Origin of the sequence: Phocaeicola massiliensis B84634 = Timone 84634 = DSM 17679 = JCM 13223 (assembly GCF_000382445.1) — a bacterium.
Lineage (GTDB): Bacteria > Bacteroidota > Bacteroidia > Bacteroidales > Bacteroidaceae > Phocaeicola > Phocaeicola massiliensis.
In genome coordinates, this window is the sequence record NZ_KB905473.1 from 163,899 (window position 1) to 186,591 (window position 22,693).

General features: G+C 44.0%; 11 protein-coding genes. 1 reads left to right on the forward strand and 10 read right to left on the reverse strand.

Going from position 1 to position 22,693, the window contains the following annotated elements:
- Positions 1-77 precede the first annotated feature (77 nt).
- The 7 genes from HMPREF1534_RS05475 to HMPREF1534_RS05445 all read right to left on the reverse strand — a co-directional run bounded on the left by HMPREF1534_RS05475 (position 78) and on the right by HMPREF1534_RS05445 (position 14,199).
- The gene (locus HMPREF1534_RS05475) at positions 78-2,384 is read right to left on the reverse strand and encodes an alpha-amylase family glycosyl hydrolase (protein ID WP_005942490.1); all 2,307 of its coding nucleotides are present in this window, start codon (positions 2,382-2,384) and stop codon (positions 78-80) included.
- 74 nt (positions 2,385-2,458) lie between these two features.
- Positions 2,459-3,907 carry an Outer membrane protein SusF domain-containing protein gene (locus tag HMPREF1534_RS05470; RefSeq protein ID WP_005942492.1) on the reverse strand — a complete coding sequence of 483 codons (1,449 nt, stop codon included), beginning with the start codon at positions 3,905-3,907 and terminating at the stop codon, positions 2,459-2,461.
- Between the two features lie 24 nt (positions 3,908-3,931).
- A complete protein-coding gene (locus tag HMPREF1534_RS05465) occupies positions 3,932-5,104 on the reverse strand; it encodes a SusF/SusE family outer membrane protein (RefSeq protein WP_005942494.1) in 1,173 nt (390 codons plus the stop codon).
- Between the two features lie 37 nt (positions 5,105-5,141).
- Positions 5,142-6,797, reverse strand: coding sequence for a starch-binding outer membrane lipoprotein SusD (susD, locus tag HMPREF1534_RS05460; protein WP_005942496.1), 1,656 nt, complete (start codon positions 6,795-6,797; stop codon positions 5,142-5,144).
- Between the two features lie 23 nt (positions 6,798-6,820).
- Positions 6,821-9,835, reverse strand: a complete 3,015-nt coding sequence (locus tag HMPREF1534_RS05455) for a SusC/RagA family TonB-linked outer membrane protein (RefSeq protein WP_005942498.1) — start codon at positions 9,833-9,835, stop codon at positions 6,821-6,823.
- A 90-nt stretch (positions 9,836-9,925) separates the two neighbouring features.
- Positions 9,926-12,142 (reverse strand): glycoside hydrolase family 97 protein, encoded by a 2,217-nt coding sequence (locus tag HMPREF1534_RS05450; protein WP_005942500.1) that lies wholly within the window; start codon positions 12,140-12,142, stop codon positions 9,926-9,928.
- 206 nt (positions 12,143-12,348) lie between these two features.
- Positions 12,349-14,199 (reverse strand): glycoside hydrolase family 13 protein, encoded by a 1,851-nt coding sequence (locus HMPREF1534_RS05445; RefSeq protein WP_005942501.1) that lies wholly within the window; start codon positions 14,197-14,199, stop codon positions 12,349-12,351.
- Positions 14,200-14,440: 241 nt separating this feature from the next.
- On the opposite strand from HMPREF1534_RS05445, the gene HMPREF1534_RS05440 reads away from it, so the two are divergent.
- On the forward strand, positions 14,441-16,036 hold the full coding sequence (locus HMPREF1534_RS05440; protein WP_005942503.1) for a DUF6377 domain-containing protein: 1,596 nt from the start codon (positions 14,441-14,443) through the stop codon (positions 16,034-16,036).
- Positions 16,037-16,158: 122 nt separating this feature from the next.
- Here HMPREF1534_RS05440 and HMPREF1534_RS05435 read toward each other — a convergent pair whose 3' ends face one another.
- From HMPREF1534_RS05435 to gyrB, 3 genes are all read right to left on the reverse strand, one after another.
- Positions 16,159-17,517: an MFS transporter gene (locus HMPREF1534_RS05435; protein WP_005942504.1), complete on the reverse strand. Its 1,359-nt coding sequence runs from the start codon at positions 17,515-17,517 to the stop codon at positions 16,159-16,161.
- Positions 17,518-17,531: 14 nt separating this feature from the next.
- Positions 17,532-20,210, reverse strand: a complete 2,679-nt coding sequence (locus HMPREF1534_RS05430; RefSeq protein WP_005942505.1) for a 4-alpha-glucanotransferase — start codon at positions 20,208-20,210, stop codon at positions 17,532-17,534.
- A 364-nt stretch (positions 20,211-20,574) separates the two neighbouring features.
- A complete protein-coding gene (gyrB, locus tag HMPREF1534_RS05425) occupies positions 20,575-22,539 on the reverse strand; it encodes a DNA topoisomerase (ATP-hydrolyzing) subunit B (protein WP_005942506.1) in 1,965 nt (654 codons plus the stop codon).
- Between the last annotated feature and the right edge of the window lie 154 nt (positions 22,540-22,693).

The following is a 22,693-nucleotide window of genomic DNA, read 5'->3' on the forward strand; positions in this document are numbered from 1 at the left end:
ATGAGAAACTATTCGGATATTTATTTTGATAATAAATGGCTTTTCTTCATTTATATTTCGTTCTGTGCCCGAATCGGTTAGAAACGGGTATACAGAATGAAATGATTGGCGGGAACAGTGACTTTTTCCGTTACAGTTTCGTTTTGTCCGGTGAAGTAGTTTCTCCACTCTCCTATGGGGCCCGGGAAGGTAACATCCGCATCGGTATTGCTGAAGTTGCCGACAACAGCAATAGCTTCTCCGGTAATTCCGCTAAGATAGAGGGAGCGTCCTTGGTCCCAATCGGATGCGCCTGCTCTCCATGTCAGGGTGGCGTTTCCTTCGAACAAGGATGGCTTTTCATTGCGCAAGTCAATTAATTGGCTATATATCTCAAAGAGTTCTTTGCGTGTGGCATTTTCGTAATAATCCCAACGGATGGGTTTGCGTGATGTACGGTATTCTTCGCTGACGGCTGTTCCCGTTTCGTTACTGTTGATGCTGAAATCATATCCCAGTTCGCCGAACTGCCATATCATCTTGGGGCCCGGAACGGTGAAAAAGAAAGCTGCGTTGGCAGCCAGTTGGCGGATGCGGGTCGGGAGGTCGGTTTGGAGGACTCCGTTTCCCCATTGGGTTTGTTTGTAGCCCATGCGCTCTTCGTCATGGCTTTCCATGAAGCCCACCCATGAAGGGGTGCTCTCATACAGTCCGTCGAAACCGCTGTTTTCTTTCCAACCCATGGCAGACTGGCAATAGGCATTGTTCATGTTGCGCCATAGGTATATCCCTTCTGCCGCCAATTCTTGTTCTTCTTTCTTTTCGCAGAAGTGCTCGAATATGACGAGGGCATCGCTCTTTGCTGCCTTCACTGCCGAGTGGTAGTCCTTCAGGATGGCTATGCGGGCGGCATCGTAGTTGGAGGCGGTGGCTTCGGTAGATGCGGTTTGGGTGAAGCCTTTGGTGAGGTCGAAACGGAAACCGTCTATCTTGTATTCGTCCAGCAGGAACTTCAGGTTGCGCTTCACGAACTTGCGCACCAAGGGACTTTCATGGTTGAAGTCTTGGAAGACGCTGTAAGGATGCGGGGCGTCTGTGTTGAAGTAGGGATTGTTTCGCGCGGTCTTGTTCTTTGCGCTGTCCCAATACAGGCGGGCAAAAGGCATGTTGCCGGTGGCATGGTTGTATACTACATCGAGAATGACGGCCATGCCTTTGCGGTGGCAGGCGTCAATGAAGTCTTTATACATTTTTGGGGTGCCATACGCCTTATCGAGGGCGAAGAAGAAACACGGGTTGTATCCCCAGCTGTCGTTCCCGTCAAACTCCTGAACAGGCATCAACTCGATGGCGTCGACGCCCATGTTTTTCAGGTAATCCAATTTCTGCAGGGCGCCACTGATACTATGGTCGGCAGTGAAATCGCGCAGGTGCATTTCGTAAATGACCGGTTGTTTGGGATGTTGCATCTTGAAATCGGGTACACTCCAGGCATAGTTGTCTCGTTGTATCTTGAATACCGAAACAATTCCTTTTCCGCCTTTTGGGTATCTTTTGTTGTCGGGATAGGTGGATGCCGGGATGTCATCGTCATGCCCCGGGTCGAGAATCTTTTCGCAGTAGGCATCTGCCAAACGGATGACTTCACCGCCTTTGGTCCCTACATAGTATTGAAATGCATATTCTTTTGTCGGGTTGAGGTTGTTCAGGGTTATCCACCAACATCCGGCGGCATCGTCGCGACACATCTGGCAGTCCTCCTTATTGGTCAGTTCCCAGTTGTTGAAGTCGCCGAGGACGTGTGCAAAGTCTTTGTGGTTGCCTTCGGTGTCTTTGTCATAGAGTACAAGAGTCACGGTGGTGTTGTTGATGACGTTGATGCCTTCTTCCACATTCCCGGGCAGGGCTGCATGCTTAATTTCGGCCGGCGAGAAGCCTTGGTACTTATGGTCTGTGACCTTCACAAAGGAATCGATGTCAATCCCCTTCTTGCTGCCGTCTGAACTACGGATAACGATGCCCAGTTTTTCTATCGGTGTCTTGCCTGACTGAAACCATTGGCGTATGTCGGGTTCCAGCGTGATGCTCCATATATTTTCTTCCAGCTTTGTCATCTTGCATTTATCTATGTTCTGGTTCCATTCGGCCGGGACATACTGCCAGTCACCTTCGCCCACTACGCCGGTGTGGATATATACTTCCCCCTTGTATCCGAACAGGGCGGAAGAGGTCGGTGCTTTGAAGGTGATGGTCAGCGGTTGGTCGGCATCCGGTGTTTTGGGAGAGTAGTTCATGCCCTCGCCCGGCTGCAGGTCGGGCAAATCTTCTTTATTGTCATCCGAGCAGGCGATGAATAAGCAGGATAGCAATAACCCCGGTAAAAGGGGAAATTTATATTTCTTCATGATGGACTTGATTAGAAAAAGCCGCCCTTTTGGACGAAGGACGGCTTTCAGGGTTTTTAAAATCTGTATACTGGTTATTCTACTTTTCCGGTGTTGTCCGAGAAGTTCAGATATGCCTTTTGTCCGGCTTTTCCTTGTACTCTTTCTTGGTCTCCATCATTGCCGCGGTATTCGATTTTACCATTCAGGATAATAAATTCTGTTCTCCACCAGTCGGTAGCGGCGGCTTCGGGGTGTACGCATATACGGAGCTCTCCGTTCTTGGCGAATGCCGGTGAGACGAATGAGCCGTCTGCATCTGTCGGGATGGTGAATAAATCTTGTTCTGCCAACTGGTCGTTCCAACCGTCATGAGAGGTATCTCCTATCAGATATACATTGGGTGTTTCAAACTCTACCACCCGGTTATCACCGATGACTGATACATAGACCAGATACCAGCCTGCTTTACCCACTTTGATGTTTCCGTCAGAATCCGACAATCCGGCACGGTCGACAGATGCTTGCGAAATAGTGGCGGCAAAACCGAAGTCATTGCCCCAGTCGGCTTGCGGAGCAAATTTCACTTGGTCATCGGCAGCGAAATAGTAAATGCCCCAGAAGGCACCTTTTGTGTCGTTGACGGGAACAAACTGTTTCCATATCTTGCCCCAGTTATATGCGCTTCCGGTCATATAGAGTTCTGTGGGAGCACTGTTGTCTTTTACTGAATAGCGGAAATCGGTCATATTGATTGTAATCTTGATTTTACCGGCTTCTTCCACCATGATGGCTCCTGCTTCCTTATCACCTACTTTCCAAGTCAGGAAGTTTTCGGCGGCGGTGTCGCCATCTTTTTGAGCGCCTAAAGCCTGTGCCCAGTCAATATCTTTGCCGTTGATGGCGGAAGCCGGGAAAATCTTAAAGTTCTGATTGGCTTCTGTCGTTTCGGTTTCCAATGTATAGACATTCTTATTGTTGGGATCGAGTGTCATGGGCAAGGCGCCTTCTGCATTCCAGCCGGTAAATGCACCTACTACATAGTAACCTTTCGGGTCTACTGCCGGTGTTGCTCCCGGCTTTAGCGTGATATTTACTTCATTGCCCGAAAGTTGGATACCGTCTCCGGCCGGAGTGGTGGCTGCTGCTTTGACTATAACACGCAGATTGCGTGCTACACTGGCACGGCTTTTATATATTTCCTGGGTAATACTGTCCAGTTGCGTCAAGGCTACTTTTACAGTACCGTCTTTGGTCGTGAAGGGTAAAGAGTAATCATCGTTGAATAGTAAAGAACTGAGAGTTATGGTACTGCCTTCCACAGCGGTAGTTGAAGTTAATTTTACAATTTCTACCGAGTCGGCAGTGGCTTCATCCATGCTAATATTGGCATCTTGACCGGTTGTGAAAGTTGCTGTCATTTGTTCTGCACTATCCTCTTGGGGATTGGACTGGGGGGCAGCCCAGTCCTTGAAGTCTTCATTACAAGCAGAGAATCCTATGGTAAATAGAAACATTCCTGCGTATATAAATTGCTTTTTCATGATGAATCTTTCGTTTTAAGGTTATTATTTTAGTTCTCCTGTTCCGGCTGTGAAGTTGAGTCGGATGGTCTTGCCTGCTGCTCCTTGAATAGAATACTCAGGACCAACATCTTTACCCCAACTGTCATTGACCGGATTGTTTTCGCGATAGAAGATTTCACCGTTACAGAGTGTAAATTCTGTTCTCCACCAGTCGACATCTGTCTTAACACAGATACGGGCTTCACCGCTTGCTGTCATGGCAGGAGACACGAATGAACCGTCTTTATTGTCGGGAGCAGTAAATTTCCAAGTGTCGTTATAGTCCCATGTTCCTCCATTGGTTGCTCCGAACAGATATACTTCGCCCGGATAGAATGTCATGGTAAATGTATAATCACTGCCTTTTACTGCCGCTTTGATAAATACTACATACCAACCGGCGTTTTTGACAGTTATATTACCGCTGTTGGTGCCGATAACACCGGACTCGGCTTTGTCTGTGATTGTTAAACGGGTATCGTCCGAACCGATGTATTCTTTTTCTTTGGTTCCGAACTTGAATTCATCACCGGCTGTGAAATAAATGAGTCTCCAGAATTGTCCGTCCAATCCGCTGACTTGTACCATTGGTTTCCAGATAGTCCATTCTGTGTCGAGCATAGAACCAACGAGGAACATGGTTTGGGGGGCTTCTAACTTGTCGGTGGATGCGTTGCCCAGTACTTTCAGCAATTCTATCACATTAGAAATGCACACTCCCCGGTCACTATCTGTAATGGTAGCCTTCAGGCGGATAAAGACGCTGATTGGTGTAGTCGGGAAATCGGCTCCTTCATTCTGGGCAGTCCATAATTCTATGATAGCCGTATTCAGTTCAGATGCCACTACATCCATTTTGGCTGTAGAATAAGTTGTAGTCAATTCGGTATAGTTTGCTTCACTTTCTTCTGTCTTTTCTGTAAATTCAGAATTAAGCGCCACCTGAACACTGTATGTTGTAGCAGCCGGAAAACCATAATCTGGCTGTGAACAAGTCAATTCCACTGTCTTCGCATTTTTCAAGTCGTAGATATTGTTGGCTGCATATGGCGGCAGGTTGAGTGAAAAGGTGGTAGGCTCTTTTAGAACGGGATTGCTATCGTCGTCCTTTTCGCATGCTGTAAACACGGACAGGGTGAATACAGCAAGAAGCAATATGTTGAATATCTTTTTCATAATATACATACTTTAATTGTTAAACGGAAACTACTGATTAATATCCTGTGTTTTGTGACATATTCGGATTGTTATTCATATCCGATGCCGGGATAGGATAAACATTGTAGAAAGAAGAAACAGAAGTTCCGGTTGCTGCTCCACCTTTCCAGTCCCATAAATATTTATTGCTAGTGAACATATCGAAACGGATCAAGTCCGAACGACGGCGTCCTTCCAGATAGAACTCACGTGCCCATTCGTCAATAATCTCTTTTTCGGTCACTGTCTGAACAAGTCTGGTACAGTTGGCGCGTCTGCGGAGGGTATTGATATCTTCGGTTGCATCTTCTCCCAGGCGGAATTTGGCTTCAGCTCGGGTCAAATAGGCTTCAGACAAACGCATCAAAGGAATATCGGTATCGGGATATTCGGTATGATGTGTCGGCTGTCCGTCTGAGCGGATATTTTGCCATTTTACGATAGATAATCCATCTTTAAAACCGGATATGACATCAGTTTCGATTTTGCGGATACCGCCACCGATTCCTGAATAGAACATGGCGCGGTCATCGCCTGCCGCTTTGATCATATCTATTGTTCTTGTGCCATATTGGGCATCGAAAGCATCTATTTTTTCATCCGTGTTGATTTCTCCTGCTGCAGGCACTTCAATGTCGCCGGGTAACATCGGCACTTGAGAAAGATCAGGGAAGAATTTTTTAACTAATGCAGCGCGTGAAAAGATACAAGACCATCCATTGGTAGTTCCCATACGTGGCATGCCGGCAGTGCGGGTACCATTAACTAAATAAGTGGACCCTCCATAATTACGTGTTTTGATACCATCCTGGCGGATAGGCAGGATAATTTCTTGCATCGCCTGTGCGTTTTCATCGTTATCCGCCATGAACAATAAACGATATTCGGGACATAGCTTATAAGATGAATTGATTACTTTGTCTGCATAATCTCTTGCGTTGGCATAGTCAGCTTTGCCGGTATATACTTCTGCATTCAGATACAGACGTGCGCGCAGCAACCAGTTTGCCGCTTTGTCGGCACGGCCAAACGGGGCTTGGCGTGGTTCATACATTGCGCTTTCGCATTGGCTTAACTCATTTTGGATGTAGTCATATAAATCGCTGCCTTTCTTTTCAACCGGAAGCTCGTTGTTAAAGTGTTCTTTAAAAGGTGCTTTACCAAATAAATCAAGGAAGTAGAAATAATGTAATGCACGCAGGAAGCGGACTTCGGAGCGTTGACGCATTGTTTCTTCATCGTCTTTTCCTTCTGTCTGGTCAAGGAAGAAGTTGAGTTGTGTAATATTGTATCCCAAGCGGACGTATGTCCATTCGGTGCGGATACTGGAAGAGTTCCAACTGATGTTTGTCAGCTGAGGGATATCTGTGTCGGTTTGCCAAGCCCAGATACATTCATCACTTGGTAATTCGTTGCAGTTAAAGATGGTACGGTAAAATCCTGATTCACCTTCATCTTGTCCGTCGAGGTCGGCTGATCCGGCCGGTCCTTTTTGTCCTGTCAAGCCTAATAATGCATATTCTTTTACGAATACATCATTTTGGTCAAAGCTGGGCGCATATTGAGGATCAATAGGACTAATATCCAAATCATTAATGCACGAACTGGTGCCCAGAATGGCAGTAACCATCAGTGCTGAGGCAAATATCTTTTTAAAATATCTTGTTTTCATGATTATTTCGTTTTAAAGTTAAGTTAAAATTGAAGGCTAAGACCTAATAAGAATGTCGTTGCTCTGGGGTATGGGTTACTGTCTATACCACTTTTGATTTCCGGATCGAGTCCTTTGTATTTAGAGATAACGAACGGGTTCTGTACGGTAGCAAATACACGGCCGCCCACTCCTTGATAGGCCTGTGACCGGAGTAAGTTTTTGAAAGAATATCCCAATGTGATATTGTCACAACGGATGAATGAAGCGTTACGAACAAAATAGTCACTCATATAGTATTCGCCTTTTCCTGTGAAACCAAGAGCTATGGCTTCTTTGGTCGTGTTGACGTATGCATTGTTAGTATACAGTCCGGAAGCACTGACATTCGCCTTATTGCTCAAGAAGTCATAATAAACATAGTTGTTGAGGCTTGCACGCAAAGAGAAGCTGAAGTCCCAGTCTTTATACAGCATTTTGGAAGTCAGACCCATCAATACGTCGGCAGCCGGTTTCTTATAGATATATTTGTCGGCACTGTTGATCTTGCCATCACCGTTGCGGTCTACGAACATATTTTCGATAGGCTTTCCGTTTTCATCGTAAACTTGCTGGTAAACATAGAATGCGTTGGCTGCATGTCCTACTTTATTTGCTTGAACTTTGGTATTGTTACCTCTGGATATCTTATCACCGGTTTCAACATAATAGTCACTATCATCACCACCGTTCAGCTTCGTAATTTCGTTGTGGTTCCAAGTAACATTGTAAGTTAAATCCCATGTAAAGTCTTTGGATACAATTGGTTTGGCATTGATGGAGAATTCTACACCATAATTCTTTAATGAACCGATATTCTTCATCATCTGTGCATTGAAATTAGTTCCTACAGGAATCTTGACACTGTTCAGCAAGTCCTCTGTTTCACGATAGTATCCATCGATAGCACCTGATATTCTTCCATTCAGGAAACCAAAATCCAAACCGCCGTTCCAGGTAGTTGTTTTTTCCCATTTCAAATCTGTGTTGAAAGCCTTGGGGCGTGAAGAACTGTAATAAGTGTCACCGAAAGGATATTGTGCATAATCATCGCTTGTCACATACAGAGGAAGGAAAGCAAAGTCATCACCTATATCCTGCTGTCCTGTGATACCCCAACCAAGACGAAGTTTCAAATCGGAAAGGAAGTTCACGTTTTTCAGGAAGTTTTCTTCTTTCATCTTCCAGCCTAAAGCTAATGAAGGGAATGTACCCCAGCGGTTGTCACTGCTAAACCGTGAAGAACCATCCCAGCGCATGGTGAACGTGAATAAATAGCGGTTCAGTAAGGAGTAGTTTAAACGTCCGAAGAAAGAAACCAGCGTATTGCGTGTTGCATAAGCTTTTTGACTGCGCAATGCTTGATCCACCGGTTCGTTTTTATAAGAATCCCATCCTTGACCTACACCGTCAGCGCCATTACGATGGAAATGTTGCTCCTCACCACCGACCATGATGTCGAAATCATGTGCGCCAAGGGACTTGATGTATTGTGCATAAGCATTATAGGATATATTATACTTGTACTGGGTAGATAATCCGTTCCATCCGTAATAGTTATTGGTGTATGAGTATGGAGAAACAATTTCACGTTCATTACCGTCTGCATATTCACCGCCGATGCTGGCATGGAGACGCAAGTCCGGCAAGAAATGAACTTTATAGTCTACTTCTACATTGCCTACAAAGTCGTTGCTGTTTGCTTTTTTATTACGTTGTTCCAGTGCAGCCAATGGGTTTTGAGGAGTGTTTTTATCTGTCGTATAAGTCCAGTCTTTATCACTGAAACCGTCTGTAGCTTGCATATTCTGCCAATAACCGCCTGAGAATTTAAACGCATCTCCTGTTCCATAAACAGGATGAGTAGGAGCAATAGATAATGCACCGCCTACGGCTGCACCCGCATCGGCATAACGATTTCTACCATACATATATTTGGCGTTGATATTGAATTTCAAATGGTCGTTAAAGAATGATGGAGCAAGATTGACAGACGCGGTCAAGCGCTGGAAGTTGGAGGTTTTAATAATACCATTTTCATTAGTATAACCGACAGATACGCGATACGGAACGTTCTTAAGTCCACCGGTAATAGAGATATGATGGTCGGTGCTTACGGCAGTACGGAAAATCTGGTCTTGCCAGTCTGTATTGGCTGTATCCATTTCTGCAGGATATTTATCTCCCCATAACTGCTGGGCATAAGCACGGTATTCATTACCATCCAATACGTCATAACGCTTTTGAGTGGTAGCCAAAGAAATTGAACCATTGTAGTTTATTTTCGGCGCTTGTCCGTTCTTTCCTTTTTTGGTGGTGATGATAATGACACCGTTGGATGCACGTGAACCGTAGATAGCTGTTGCAGAAGCATCTTTTAGCACGGTGAAAGTTTCGATATCTTCAGGGTTAACCATTGACAGGCCGTTTGACATACCTTTGATTCCTTGATTATCAATAGCCAATCCATCAATAACCAATAGCGGGTCGTTGCTGGCATTCAAAGAGGAACCGCCACGGATACGAATCTGGGCACCGCTGCCGGGAGCACCGTCGTTGGAAATAACGCTTACACCGGCAACCTTACCGGACAACATGTCTTGTGCATTGGTAGTGATACCTTTGCTCAGCTGGTCCGGTTTGATGGCTGTTACAGAGCCGGTTGCATCATTCTTCTTAACGGTACCATAACCAATGACTACAACGTCCTGCAATAACTGTGTATCGTCTTTCAGAATAATGTTCAGGTTGGCAGCAGCAGGTACTTCCTGTGCTTGGTAACCGATAAATGAAATCACAATAATATCGCCTTTATTGGCGTTGAACTGGAAGTTGCCTTCGAAATCGGTAATTGTACCGTTACTACTTCCTTTTACTACAACGTTAGCACCGATAATCGGCTCGCCGGTTGTATCTTTGACAATTCCTTTAACCGTCATTTGTTGGGCAAATGCGTCTAGGGACAAGAACAATCCCACTACTATCATGAGTAGGATTTTAAACATCACGTTTCTTTTCATGTCTTTAAATTTAAAGTTAAGTTATTTATTCATGTTTTTTACTTTAATAAATACCTATTGAAAACGGTTTTCTCAATAATCACAATTAATTTATAACCTCTTTATTCCTTTTACCTCTGATTTATCTTTCACCTCTTTGATACTGATTGCATAACCGCCGCCACTGGCTGCACGCAAGTTTAATTTGCTCTTGCCGGTCACAATACCTTTGCGAATGGTATATGCCTGCGGATTGTCTTTCCAGTCGGCATCTTTCGCATCGGCATAGACAGTAGCGATATATTGTTTTCCCGGTTCAAGGAAATCAAATGTCAGTTTGGAAGTATGACCGTTTTCATCAGCTGTGCAGCCGATATACCAGTCATTGGTTCCCTTGGCTCTGCGGGCAATGGTGATATAATCTCCCGGTTCAGCTTCCAGATATTTGGTTTCGTCCCAATCGATTGCCACATCTTTGATAAACTGGAACGCGTCCATGAAGCGTTCGTAGTTTTCGGGAATGTCAGCAGCCATTTGCAATGGACTATACATGGTGACGTATAATGCCAACTGCCGTGCCAGTGTGGAGCGTACTTGTGAATTATTCGTCGGGTTCATCTTGTTGCAATGTGTTTCAAAGATGCCCGGAGTGTAATCCATCGGACCTCCAATCAGTCTGGTAAACGGAAGTATGGTAGTATGATTAACATTATTTCCACCAAACGATTCATATTCTGTTCCGCGAGCCGACTCGTTGCCTATCAGGTTAGGATAAGTACGGCAAATACCGGTAGGACGTACTGCTTCATGTGCATTTACCATGATTTTATAATCGGCTGCTTTCTTTACCGCATAGAGATAATGGTTGTCCATCCATTGTCCGTAATGGTGTTCTCCACGAGGGATGATGTTGCCCACATAACCACTCTTTACCGAGTTATAACCATTATCGGCCATAAATTGGTAAGCTTTGTCCATGTGTCGTTCGTAGTTACGTACAGAAGCCGAAGTTTCATGATGCATCATTAGTTTAACACCTTTACTTGCCGCATAGTTCTGAAGTTCTTTCACATTAAAGTCGGGATAAGGGGTCACAAAGTCGAAAACATAATCTTTGCTTTTGCCAAACCAGTCTTCCCAACCTTCGTTCCATCCCTCTACCAATACTTGGTCAAAACCGTGCTGAGCCGCAAAATCAATGTATCGTTTCACATTAGCTGTGTTTGCAGAATGCTTTCCGTTAGGTTTGGTTTTAGAATAATCGGTTTCTCCCAATTTCACGCTGGAAAGTTCGTCTGTGTAAGCCCAAGAGCCTTTGCCGGTAATCATATCCCACCAAACACCGATATATTTCACCGGTTTAATCCATGATGTATCTTCAATTTTGCAAGGTTCATTCAAGTTTAAAGTAATGCGTGAAGCAAGGATATTGCGTGCGTCATCACTCACGATGACGGTGCGCCACGGTGAAGAACAAGGTGTTTGCATATATCCTTTGTCACCTTGTGCGTCAGGGGTCAGCCATGATTCGAATACCATGTTCTTATCATCCAGATTCAGATGCATACAGGCATAATCGATTAATGCAGCCTCATGGAGATTGATATACAGTCCGTCATTCGTCTTCATCATCAAAGCCGTCTGAACGCCTGTAGGCGAGAACGGAGTTTGTGAAGAGTTGGAGGTAATGGCTGTCTTCATCAAACCTCTGATTTCTGACAAACGGGAAACGGTATAGTCGTATTCCTGCGTATCATAATCTCCGGGAATCCAATAGGCAGTATGGTCTCCCGCCATACCGAATTGTGAATGTTCTTCTTTGATAACAAAATAATTCAGGTTCTTCTGCTGGGGGAATTCGTAGCGGAAGCCCAGTCCATCATTGAAAAGGCGGAAACGTATGATGATATATCTATCGTTTGCCGGTTGGTTCAGGGTTACTGCCAACTCATTGTAATGATTGCGAATTTCTTTTTCCTCTCCCCATACCGGTTGCCAAGTTTCGTCAAAAGTAGAAGTTTGGGCATCCTTCAGTTCAAATCCATTATATAGGTTTGTTTTAGAATCAAGTTTGTCGGCATCTTTACGGGCTGTCCACTCAAAGTCTGTCTTAGCATCGGCATCTTCTTTTTTCAGTTCCAGTCCCAGCTTACTGGGTTTGATGACAGGCTTTTGTTTATAAGTCAGTTCATAAATGGGGGTACCTTCTCCGTTTAGGTGGAAAATCATTGCCAGGTTGCCATCCGGTGATGTAAGTTTTTGCTGTGCATTTGCTATGAATGAAATGCAAATGAATGCAATGAGTGAAAGTTTCTTTTTAATTTTCATATAACTATGGTATTAAATTATAAGCTAACAAGTTTCCTAACTCTGTTTTGTTTCGGATATTGCAAATGTAAGAATCTTGTATATTCAAAGATTGCACAAGAATAAAAATATAAATGCATTTGTCTTGTTATAAATATTATATCTCTGATTATTATGTGGTTAGTATATTTGCAATATCTGATAAATATAAATCAAAGTGAACTGTATCAGAACTCTAAAATCAATATTCCGCGACCGGAGAGCGTTAATTCTTTTCCTAATCCAATCTTTGTGCCCGTCAATACATCCAAGGCGGATGCCTTTGGCAATATTTCTTTATAAGGAGTTAAATCAATACTCTGTTCCTTGTCGTTTCCATTCATGAATACAGTAACCGATTTGTTCCCATATTTTCTTTCGTATGCATATATTCCTTTATTGGGAGCGAAATGTTTTAGCGTTCCTTTGGCGATGGCTTCATTTCCTTTTCTCCATTGCAGCAGTTTCTGCATATAGTCAAATGCTTCTCTTTGCCGGGCGGTGCGATTGGCGTTTTGGAAACAATTGTGCAGATCGCTTTGCCATCCGCCGGGATAGTCACAACGGAGAAGCCCGTCACCATTCGCTTTGTCTGCCGCCATCAATATCTCTGTCCCATAATAAATCTGAGGGATACCGCGGGTGGTAAACAAGAAAGCAAGTGCTTGTTTGTAGCGGTTCAGATTTTTGGTGTCTTCATCATTGCGATAGAAGCGTGAAGTATCGTGGTTGTCGAGGAATATCAGCAGATTCATGGGGTCGGCATAGACAAGGTCTTGTGTCAGATAATCATAAAGACGGAATAATCCTCCACTCCAATCGGTGGTCTCTTCATCAAAAGCCCGATTCATGTGCTCCATTAAAGGGAAGTCCATCACTGTGCGGAGATTTGAGTTTCTGGGTGCGGCAAGTTTGCTGTCTTTTTGCCAGAAGGAAACGAGTACATTGCTGTTGAGCCAGGTTTCGCCCACGATGTTGAAGTCGGGATACTCCTCGTTGACGGCTTTACACCAGTGAGACATCATATCGAAGTCTGCGTAGGGATGCGTATCTTGGCGAATTCCGTTGATACCTGCATATTCAATCCACCAAATACTGCTTTGAATCAGATAGTTGGCTACGTGGCGATTGCGTTGGTTGAAGTCGGGCATTGATTCGGTGAACCAACCGTCGACTGCTAATTTACGCTCATAGTCGGCGGCATGTATATCTTGTACACTGGCGGTTTTATAAGAAGTCTGTACATAATTTCCTCTGAAATTGAACCAGTCTTTTGAAGGCATATCCTTGAACAGGTAGTTCTCGCTGCCGCAATGATTGAATATCATGTCCATCACCACTTTCATGCCTTTGGCGTGAGCCGCATCTACCAGTTTGCGGAATTCTTCATTGTTACCGAAGCGGCGGTCTACCTGATAGTAATCGGTGATGGCATAGCCATGGTATGAACCTTCTTTCATATCATTTTCCTGGATAGGGTTGAGCCAGATGGCAGTGATACCCAAATTGTCCAAGTAATCCAAATGATTTTCGATACCTTTCAAGTCACCGCCATGGCGTGCAAACGGTTCATTACGGTCTACTTTTGATTCGAGCATTCCCGGGATAATATCGTTCGAAGGGTCACCATTGGAAAAACGGTCCGGCATAATCAGATAAAGTACATCACCGGCATTGAATCCTTTTACATCAGAAGCATCGTTTCTACGTTGTTTAATTTCGTAAGGGACAACAGTTTCTTTTTTACCTTGTTTCAAAGTTATATTGAAAGATTGGGGAGCCGCTTCCGACAAATCCATATATAAGAGAAGATAGTTCGGATTCTCTTGTTTGACTACCTCTTTCAAGAGAATGTCTTTGGCGGAAATACTCACATCACTTGACGAGATGTTCTCGCCATATAATAATACTTGTAACTCGGGATTTTTCATACCTGCCCACCAAAAGGTCGGGGCAACTTTTTTAATAATGGCTGCAGACGTGGGGTGCTGTAAGCCGAAGAGTGCGAGCAGTGTCATAAGTATAAAGCTTCTTTTCATAATATATAGTATTTAATGTTATTCGGTTTGCTTGGTATTGCAAATGTAGGAGAGTAAAGAATCTCTTTTTAAGGTTGGAATAAAAATATAAATGCTCTTTTATGTTATATAATTGATTATTAGGGGGTCTGTATCCCTTGATTGGGTAGAAAATATAAATGGATATGAAAATATATTTCTTGTTTTTCTTTATTTTAATTACTTATCTTTATATATTTGTGTAATACTTAATTAATACGGAATGAGAAAAATCACATATTGTCTTATATTGTTCCTTTTTATCTACCCGTTGAGCTTGATGGCTGATAACGGATTGAATGAATCTGTACTGAAAGAGTTGGATAGGGTCATAGAGGAAAAGTATTCTTTTCATGTGCATAAAGAAAAAGAAATTGATGAAATAAAGGCTCGTCTTCACCGGTCTGGGAACAATGAAGAAAAGTATGAACTCTGCGGTTCGCTTTTTTATCTCTATCTGCATTATCAGGCCGATTCTTCTTTATATTATATAAATGAGAAAATGCGTTTGCTTCCTTTGCTTGATAAACCCGAGTTGAAGAATGAGATTATCATTAATCGTGCTGAGGTGATGGGAGTGATGGGCATGTATAATGAGGCATTGGAACAGTTGAGGCAGATTAATCCACAGGCATTGGAATTGGGACCGTTGAACTATTATTACCGTACTTTCCGGGCTTATTATGGTTGGGTGGCCGATTATACGACCAATGCGGAGGAAAAACAGAAGTATCTGGAGAAGACAGACGTTTATCGTGATTCTATTCTGGCAACAGCGCGTCAGGGAGTGGACAGAGATATCGTACTGGCGGAGAAGTACATGGTGGCAGGCAAACCGGATAGTTCACTGGTTATCCTGAATGGGCTGTTGAAGAAGAATCCTGATGAGCGGCAGAAGGCATACATCTATTATACGTTGTCCGAGGTGTATGATGTGACTGAGGATATGGATAAACAGATTTATTATTTGGCTTTGACTGCTGTGGTTGATTTGCAGTCTGCTACTAAAGAGTATGCGTCTTTGCAGAAACTGGCTCAATTAATGTATGAAAAAGGAGATATAGACCGTGCGTACAAATATCTGAATTGTTCGATGGAAGATGCTGTTTCGTGCAATGCCCGGTTGCGCTTTATTGAAGTAACTCAGTTCTTTCCTATTATTGACAAGGCTTATAAGTTGAAGGAACAGAGAGAGCGGCAGATCTCTCGTGCTTTGTTGATAAGTGTCAGCCTTTTGTCTCTTTTTCTCATTGCTGCCATTTTCTATCTGTATAGATGGATGAAAAAATTATCGGCTATGCGTAGAGATTTAAGTCAGGCTAACAAGCGATTGACTGATGTAAATGATGAATTGGAGCAGACCGGTAAGATAAAGGAAGTGTATATTGCCCGTTACCTGGACAGATGTGTGATTTATCTTGATAAGCTGGAACTCTATCGTCGTTCATTGGCAAAAATGGCGATGGCATCCCGTATAGATGATTTGTTTAAAGCCATTAAGTCTGAACAGTTTATCCGTGATGAACGGAAAGCCTTTTATAATGAATTTGATAAGTCTTTCTTGGAATTATTTCCTCATTTTATTGCCTCTTTTAATAAATTATTGATAGAGGAGGGAAGAATATATCCTAAGTCGGGCGAATTGTTGACTACCGAACTTCGCATCTTCGCTTTGATTCGCCTGGGGGTGACAGACAGTAATAAGATTGCCCATTTCTTGGGTTATTCTTTGGCTACGATATACAACTATCGCAGTAAGATAAGGAATAAGGCAATAGGAGATAAAGAACAATTCGAGCACGATGTGATGAATTTATAATGCGGACTGACGCATCACTCTATACGTACGTATGTGTGGACCTTTGCTTCCGTATGTATGGGCTTACACGTTAGTATGCATGAGGCGATGCGTACTAACGTGTTTTATAATGTCCTTGTCGGTTACTGTTTCTCTTTAATAATGCCTACACACCCTGCACCGATAATGAGGAATATACCTGCCAATACCAGCATGTTGACTTCCGGGGCAACGTTGCCTGCCGTGGTAAACATTTTCAATATCATTCCTCCCAATGAAGCGGCTACGATTTGCGGGATGCAGATGGTTCCGTTAAAGAGCCCCAAATAAGTACCCATGTGCCCTCCTGTCAACGCATTGGTCAGGATAGTGAAAGGCAAAGCCAACATTGCCGCCCATGCACAGCCAATCAGGGCAAAGGATGCAAATAATGCATATTGATTGTGGATGAATAAAACAGAGATGAAACCAATGCCTCCCAGCACCAAGCTGAGTACATAGGCAAACTTTTTGTTTTTAATCACCGGAATCACCGCCGCCCAAATGACTGAGCCGATTGCCTGTACCGCAAACAGAATACCCACCCAGTCGGCAGCATTCTGATATTGTATGGATTGAGTATCGAGGACTACTTTCGCTGTACCTTCTGCCATTGTTTCCACCGTAGGAGTGTCAAAGACATTCAATGCCACAGTTCCATTGGTGTAAGTCCACATAAACATAAAGGCTGCCCAACAGAAGAATTGCACCAAGCCTACCGTCCAAAAAGCTTTCGGTGCTTTGAGCAACAGCTTGAACATATTTGTTCTTTCCTTCTTCTCTTCATTGGTAATGCCGTGATATTCTGCATATTCTTCCGGTGGGAATTCCTTCACTTTGGCCGATGTATAAAGGACGCAAAGTATCAGGATGAATGCTCCGATATAGAAAGAATAGATGACAGAATCAGGCACGACTCCCTTGGGGGCGATATTGCTGATACCGATTGCCGCGAAGATAAACGGAAACAGATATCCTGCCAAACTTCCTGCATTACAAAGGAAACTTTGAATGGAATAGGCAAGTCCTTTCTGCTTCTCGTTGACCATATCGCCTACCATCATTTTAAAAGGTTGCATAGCCATATTGATGGAAGTATCGAGAAACATCAAAGATACCAGGCCAAAAATCATGGCGGCACTGACACTCATTCCGAAGCTTCCCGCATTCGGCAACAGGCACATGACACACACCGCAACGAGTGCCCCCACAAACAGGTAAGGAATACGTCGTCCGAAACGTGTCCAGGTGCGGTCGCTCAAAGCACCGATGATAGGTTGTACGATGATTCCTGCCAATGGTGGAAGAATCCAAAAGTAACTTAAGTCGTGAGGGTCTGCCCCCAGTGTGGAAAAGATGCGGCTTATATTAGCACTTTGCAAAGCGTAGGCTATTTGTACGCCAAAGAATCCGAAACTAATGTTCCATAGTTTCCAAAATCCTAAATCCGGTATTTTCTTCATGATATTGATATGAGTTAGAATCTGCCTGCGGCGTCAATCATTTCTTTCATCTTTTCATTAAACTTGTTGCTCTTCATCAACTCTTCCAGAGTGAGATGCATTCTGTATCTCCAATAATGGCGCGGGTTGGCCGGTACATTAATCCGTTCGGCGTCTACATTCGGGTAACGGATTTCCTCGTCCATCGATAACCAGTCTTGGAATGACAGGATACAGAGCAAAGACGGACATTCCAAATGGTTGCGCACAATTTCTTCGCAAACCCATCCCGGTGCGGCTGTGGGCACTTCGCCCCAATGTCCCAGCACTTGGTTGTAATAGCGGCAAGTCTGTTCGTAATCTTCTTCCCACCAGCCGCGCAATGTAGCCATGTCATGGGTAGAAATGGTGCAAACCGAACGATAAGGATACTCCCATACATGACCGAATTCGTGTTGGGGATTTTTAGGCATACGCTGAATTTCAAGGCTGAGTATCTGCAACTGTTCCATTACCCAAGGTACACAGTCGGGCACCATACCCAAGTCTTCACCACATACCAGCATCGATGTAGATTGTGTCAGGATAGGTAGTTTCTTCATCGCTTCCTGATACCAGAACTGGTTATGACGTTGATAATAATAGTGGTTATAAAGGCGGTTAAACACTTCCTTCTCTTCCGGGCTCAACACTTCAAAGATGAAATCGTTCTGCACGGCGATGCGTGGATGGTACATGGAAGGGTGTTTACGGTCAGGTACGAAAAGTACATTGCTGATTAGTGTATACAGCCCTTCGCATATATTTCTGCTTTCTTCGTCTTTCCGTTCGGCAAAGTAGGCTTCTACCTTACGCTGTGTATCAAATTCAGAACGCATTTCATAAATATCATCGTGGCAGTGTTGCACAAATGTCTCTTTCACCCTATCGGCTTTCTCACCAAAAATGCGGTTCAGGATGTTTTCATTGATGAACGGTTTTGTCATGAAATCTTTTTGGAAGGTCAGCCCATAGCTTTGTATTTCGTCTACGCTCATTGGCAGAGCAGGTACAAACTGTCCCAGTAAGCCATGAACCGAATGGGAGGGAATCTCCCAAATGCGGAAGAAGCCCAAGATGTGGTCGATGCGGTAGGCGGTAAAGTATTCTGCCATTTTGCGGAAACGCTTCTGCCACCATTGGTAATCATCCTTTTCCATTACATCCCAATTGTATGTGGGGAACCCCCAGTTCTGTCCGTTAGTGGAGAATGCATCGGGCGGTGCACCGGCTTGTCCGTTCATATTGAAATAATAAGGCTCAATCCAGGCTTCCACACTATTGCGGCTGATTCCGATGGGGATATCTCCTTTAAAGATAATGCCCTTTTCGCGTGCATAATTGCCGGCATCCAATAATTGGATGTGTAGGTTGTATTGTATATAATAATAGAAAGCAATTTCTTCGTAACAGTCGCTTTCGGGTATGCACATGGCGGCTATTTCATCTGCATGATATTCATTATGCTCGGGCCATTGGCTGAAATTGGGAGTACCATATTGATCTCTTAAATAAGAGAAAGCAGCGTAGGGGAGTAGCCAATGTTCATTTTCTTTGAAGAACTTTTTGAACTCGGCAGAAGCCAGCACTTTTTTCCCCGTTTGTTGGTACATTGATTTCAGATAGGCTCGTTTGGTGTTGTTCACCGCTTCATAGTCGATTTGGGGAAGGGCATTCAGCTCTTTTCGTTTTTCTTCATAGAAAGCCAAGGCTTCTTTATCTTTCAACTTGCCCAGCTGACGCAGGTCGATGTACATGGGATGGAATGCATAAATTGAAATGCTGTTGTAGGGATAAGAGTCCATCCATGTATTGGTAATGGTGGTGTCATTGATGGGAAGAATCTGTATGGCTTGCTGGTGGGTGCTCACTGCCCAGTCTATCAGCTTCTTCAAATCACCGAAGTCGCCTACGCCAAAACTTCCTTCGCTGCGTAACGAGAAGACCGGAATGGCAGTACCTGCTACCTTGCGTGCAGAAGAAGTGAAACGGACTTCGGATTCGGGAGTGAGGTAGATTTCTCCTTTTTTCATTCCATCGATGCAGAGCAGGCGGTTATTGTGGGCCTCCCACTCTTCCACTTCTTTTGTATCGGCATTGCAGGCTACAAATTTGTATTCCAGTGGGAATTCCAGACTGGCGGCATTCAGTGTCACCGTCCATTCATTAGCTTGGATTTCTTCCATCAATACAGTTTGTTTGCAGTCCCAGTTGCCCAATGCGGCACCGCGTCCGCAAATTCCCAGCTGTTGGTGTTTGTGATGCAAGCAGGGACAGAGTGCGCGGAACGTAATACTGCAATCGGCAGGAGCCATTGTCTTTATACTGTTGGCAGATTGGTAGTCACCGCTGAATGCAGAACTATATAAATAGGATTCTTGTGGAAGGTCTTTCCAAAAGTCATCTAAGATATAATGACAGTTTCTTTTTTTTCCGGGACAGAAAATGTGGGGCATCGTTCCACTTTCCCGCCGGATACATTGTCCGTCGCGATAAACTCCATAACGGTAGGAGATAGGGATGCCTGCGGGGGCGTCTGTCATTTCGGCACTGCCTTCCCAGCGGATTCCGTCTCCGGTGCTGAGCATGATTGGTTGGTTATCGTTGCCGCATAAGGTTGCGCCGAGCATTTCTCCCCAGGCGGTGCGGTATTCGATTCGGAATGTGAGTTTCATGTTATTATCTTATTAATGGTTTATATTCCAAATAGTTTAATGTTCCAAAATTAAGACTTTCCTGCATATAATCTTCATCAAGTGATTGAAATTATAAGAAAAAGAATGTTTGTCCGAAGTTCCCTTTTTGTTTGCATTCGTCTGTTTTCCCCCATTTCATCGATAAAAATGGCAAAAGGAAATACTATGGTACTCTTTGGGAAAAGGAAATGAAATATAAATGAAAAGCAGAGAGCTTTGTGTGTGGAAGGGGGAGAATGTATATAAAAAGTCCCGACTCGGTGAAGAGTCGGGACTACCTCAAATTGTAAGATGTGAGGATTGGTTTTTTTTTAATTTTTAAATATTTAGTTGAATACAACTATTACGCGTCGATATTCGCATACGTCGCGTTTTTCTCTATGAACTCGCGGCGCGGACCTACATCATCTCCCATCAACATTGAGAAGATATAATCCACGTTTGCGGCATTTTCTATTGTTACTTGTTTCAGGATACGAGTTTCGGGATTCATCGTTGTTTCCCAAAGCTGTTCGGGATTCATTTCACCCAAACCTTTGTATCGCTGTGTATGGATACCGTTCTCCTGACCATCACCATATTTTCGGATAAATTCCTGGCGGGCTTCTTCAGTATAGCAATATTCGCTGATCTTACCTTTACTGCATTTGTAGAGGGGCGGATTTGCAATATATAAGTGGCCGTTTTCGATAATTTCCGGCATATAGCGGTAGAACAGCGTCATGATAAGAGTGTCGATGTGCGAACCATCGACATCGGCATCGGTCATGATTACGACTTTATGATAACGCAGTTTGTCAATATTTGCTTTTTTGCTGTCATCGTCACCGTCCACACCGAAACGTACCCCCAATGCGGTGATGATATTGTTTACCTCATCGCTTTCAAATGCTTTGTGCCACATTGCTTTTTCCACATTCAGAATCTTACCTCTCAATGGCAGGATAGCTTGAGTGGCACGACTGCGTCCTTGTTTGGCAGAACCGCCTGCAGAGTCACCCTCGACAAGGAATAATTCACATTCTTCAGGATTACGGCTGGAGCAGTCGGCAAGTTTGCCCGGCAGTCCGCCACCACCCATCGGGCTTTTTCGCTGAACAGATTCGCGTGCTTTACGTGCGGCAATGCGGGCTGTGGCAGCCAAAATCACTTTGTCTACAATTTGTTTTGCTTCTTTCGGATGCTCTTCCAAATAATAGGTAAGTGCTTCACCTACTGCTTGGTTTACGGCTCCGCTGACTTCGCTGTTGCCCAGTTTGGTCTTGGTTTGCCCTTCAAATTGCGGTTCGGCTACTTTTACAGAGATAACGGCAATCAAACCTTCGCGGAAGTCTTCTCCCGAGATTTCAACTTTGGCCTTCTCCAATGCCTTGATGTCTTCTGCATATTTTTTAAGTACACGTGTCAGTGCACTGCGGAATCCCGCTTCGTGCGTTCCGCCTTCTATCGTGTTGATATTGTTGACATAAGAATGCAGACTTTCACGATAACCGGTATTGTACATGATAGCACATTCAATCGGGGTACCGTTCTTTTCTGTGTTCAGATAAATCACATCATCAATCAATGAGTCGTTGTTTCGGTTCAGAAAACGTACAAACTCTTTCACTCCTTCGTCCGAATGGAACACCTCTTTTTTGAAGTTTCCTTCTTCGTCTTTCTGGCGGCGGTCGGTAAGCGAGATGGTGATACCCTTGTTCAGGTAAGCCAATTCGCGCATACGTGCTTCGAGGATGTCATATTTATATTCGGTAACAGTGAAGATAGACTCATCCGGCCAAAAGGTTTGTTTGGTACCGCTGATTTCTGCCATGCCTACTTCCTTAACCGAGTACAGAGGATGTCCGCATGAATATTCCTGCTGGAAAATCTTACCGTTGCGGAACACTTGTGTAGTCATGTGCTTGGACAGTGCGTTCACACACGATACACCTACACCGTGAAGACCACCGGATACTTTATAAGAACCTTTATCGAATTTACCTCCGGCATGGAGTACCGTCATGACGACTTCCAATGCGGATTTCTTTTCCTTTTCGTGGTAGTCCACCGGAATACCACGGCCGTTGTCCTGCACTGTGATGGAGTTGTCTTCGTTGATTGTTACTTCGATGTGGTCGCAATAACCGGCCAGCGCTTCGTCGATAGAGTTGTCAACAACTTCATAAACCAAGTGGTGCAAACCCTTTTCGCTGATATCTCCGATATACATGGCGGGACGTTTACGTACGGCCTCCAGTCCTTCAAGAACCTGAATATTGCTGGCCGAATAATTGTTCTCGCCGTTTATCTTTTCTTCTTCAGTCATGTTTAATTCGATTTCTTTATTTAGCTTTCAAAGATACAAAAAAATGCTGATATAGAAGGAGGGCTCAGTTGTAATTCTTGGGGGGATTAACATTTGTTAATTTCCCTTTATGCATACACCTTTGCTAATCTATACAGAAAGAACCTCTTATCTA

Coding starts and splice junctions, on each gene's coding strand:
- HMPREF1534_RS05475 (WP_005942490.1), bottom strand. CDS start 2,384: ATGAAGAAATATAAATTTCCCCTTTTACCGGGGTTATTGCTATCCTGC.
- HMPREF1534_RS05470 (WP_005942492.1), bottom strand. CDS start 3,907: ATGAAAAAGCAATTTATATACGCAGGAATGTTTCTATTTACCATAGGA.
- HMPREF1534_RS05465 (WP_005942494.1), bottom strand. CDS start 5,104: ATGAAAAAGATATTCAACATATTGCTTCTTGCTGTATTCACCCTGTCC.
- susD (WP_005942496.1), bottom strand. CDS start 6,797: ATGAAAACAAGATATTTTAAAAAGATATTTGCCTCAGCACTGATGGTT.
- HMPREF1534_RS05455 (WP_005942498.1), bottom strand. CDS start 9,835: ATGAAAAGAAACGTGATGTTTAAAATCCTACTCATGATAGTAGTGGGA.
- HMPREF1534_RS05450 (WP_005942500.1), bottom strand. CDS start 12,142: ATGAAAATTAAAAAGAAACTTTCACTCATTGCATTCATTTGCATTTCA.
- HMPREF1534_RS05445 (WP_005942501.1), bottom strand. CDS start 14,199: ATGAAAAGAAGCTTTATACTTATGACACTGCTCGCACTCTTCGGCTTA.
- HMPREF1534_RS05440 (WP_005942503.1), top strand. CDS start 14,441: ATGAGAAAAATCACATATTGTCTTATATTGTTCCTTTTTATCTACCCG.
- HMPREF1534_RS05435 (WP_005942504.1), bottom strand. CDS start 17,517: ATGAAGAAAATACCGGATTTAGGATTTTGGAAACTATGGAACATTAGT.
- HMPREF1534_RS05430 (WP_005942505.1), bottom strand. CDS start 20,210: ATGAAACTCACATTCCGAATCGAATACCGCACCGCCTGGGGAGAAATG.
- gyrB (WP_005942506.1), bottom strand. CDS start 22,539: ATGACTGAAGAAGAAAAGATAAACGGCGAGAACAATTATTCGGCCAGC.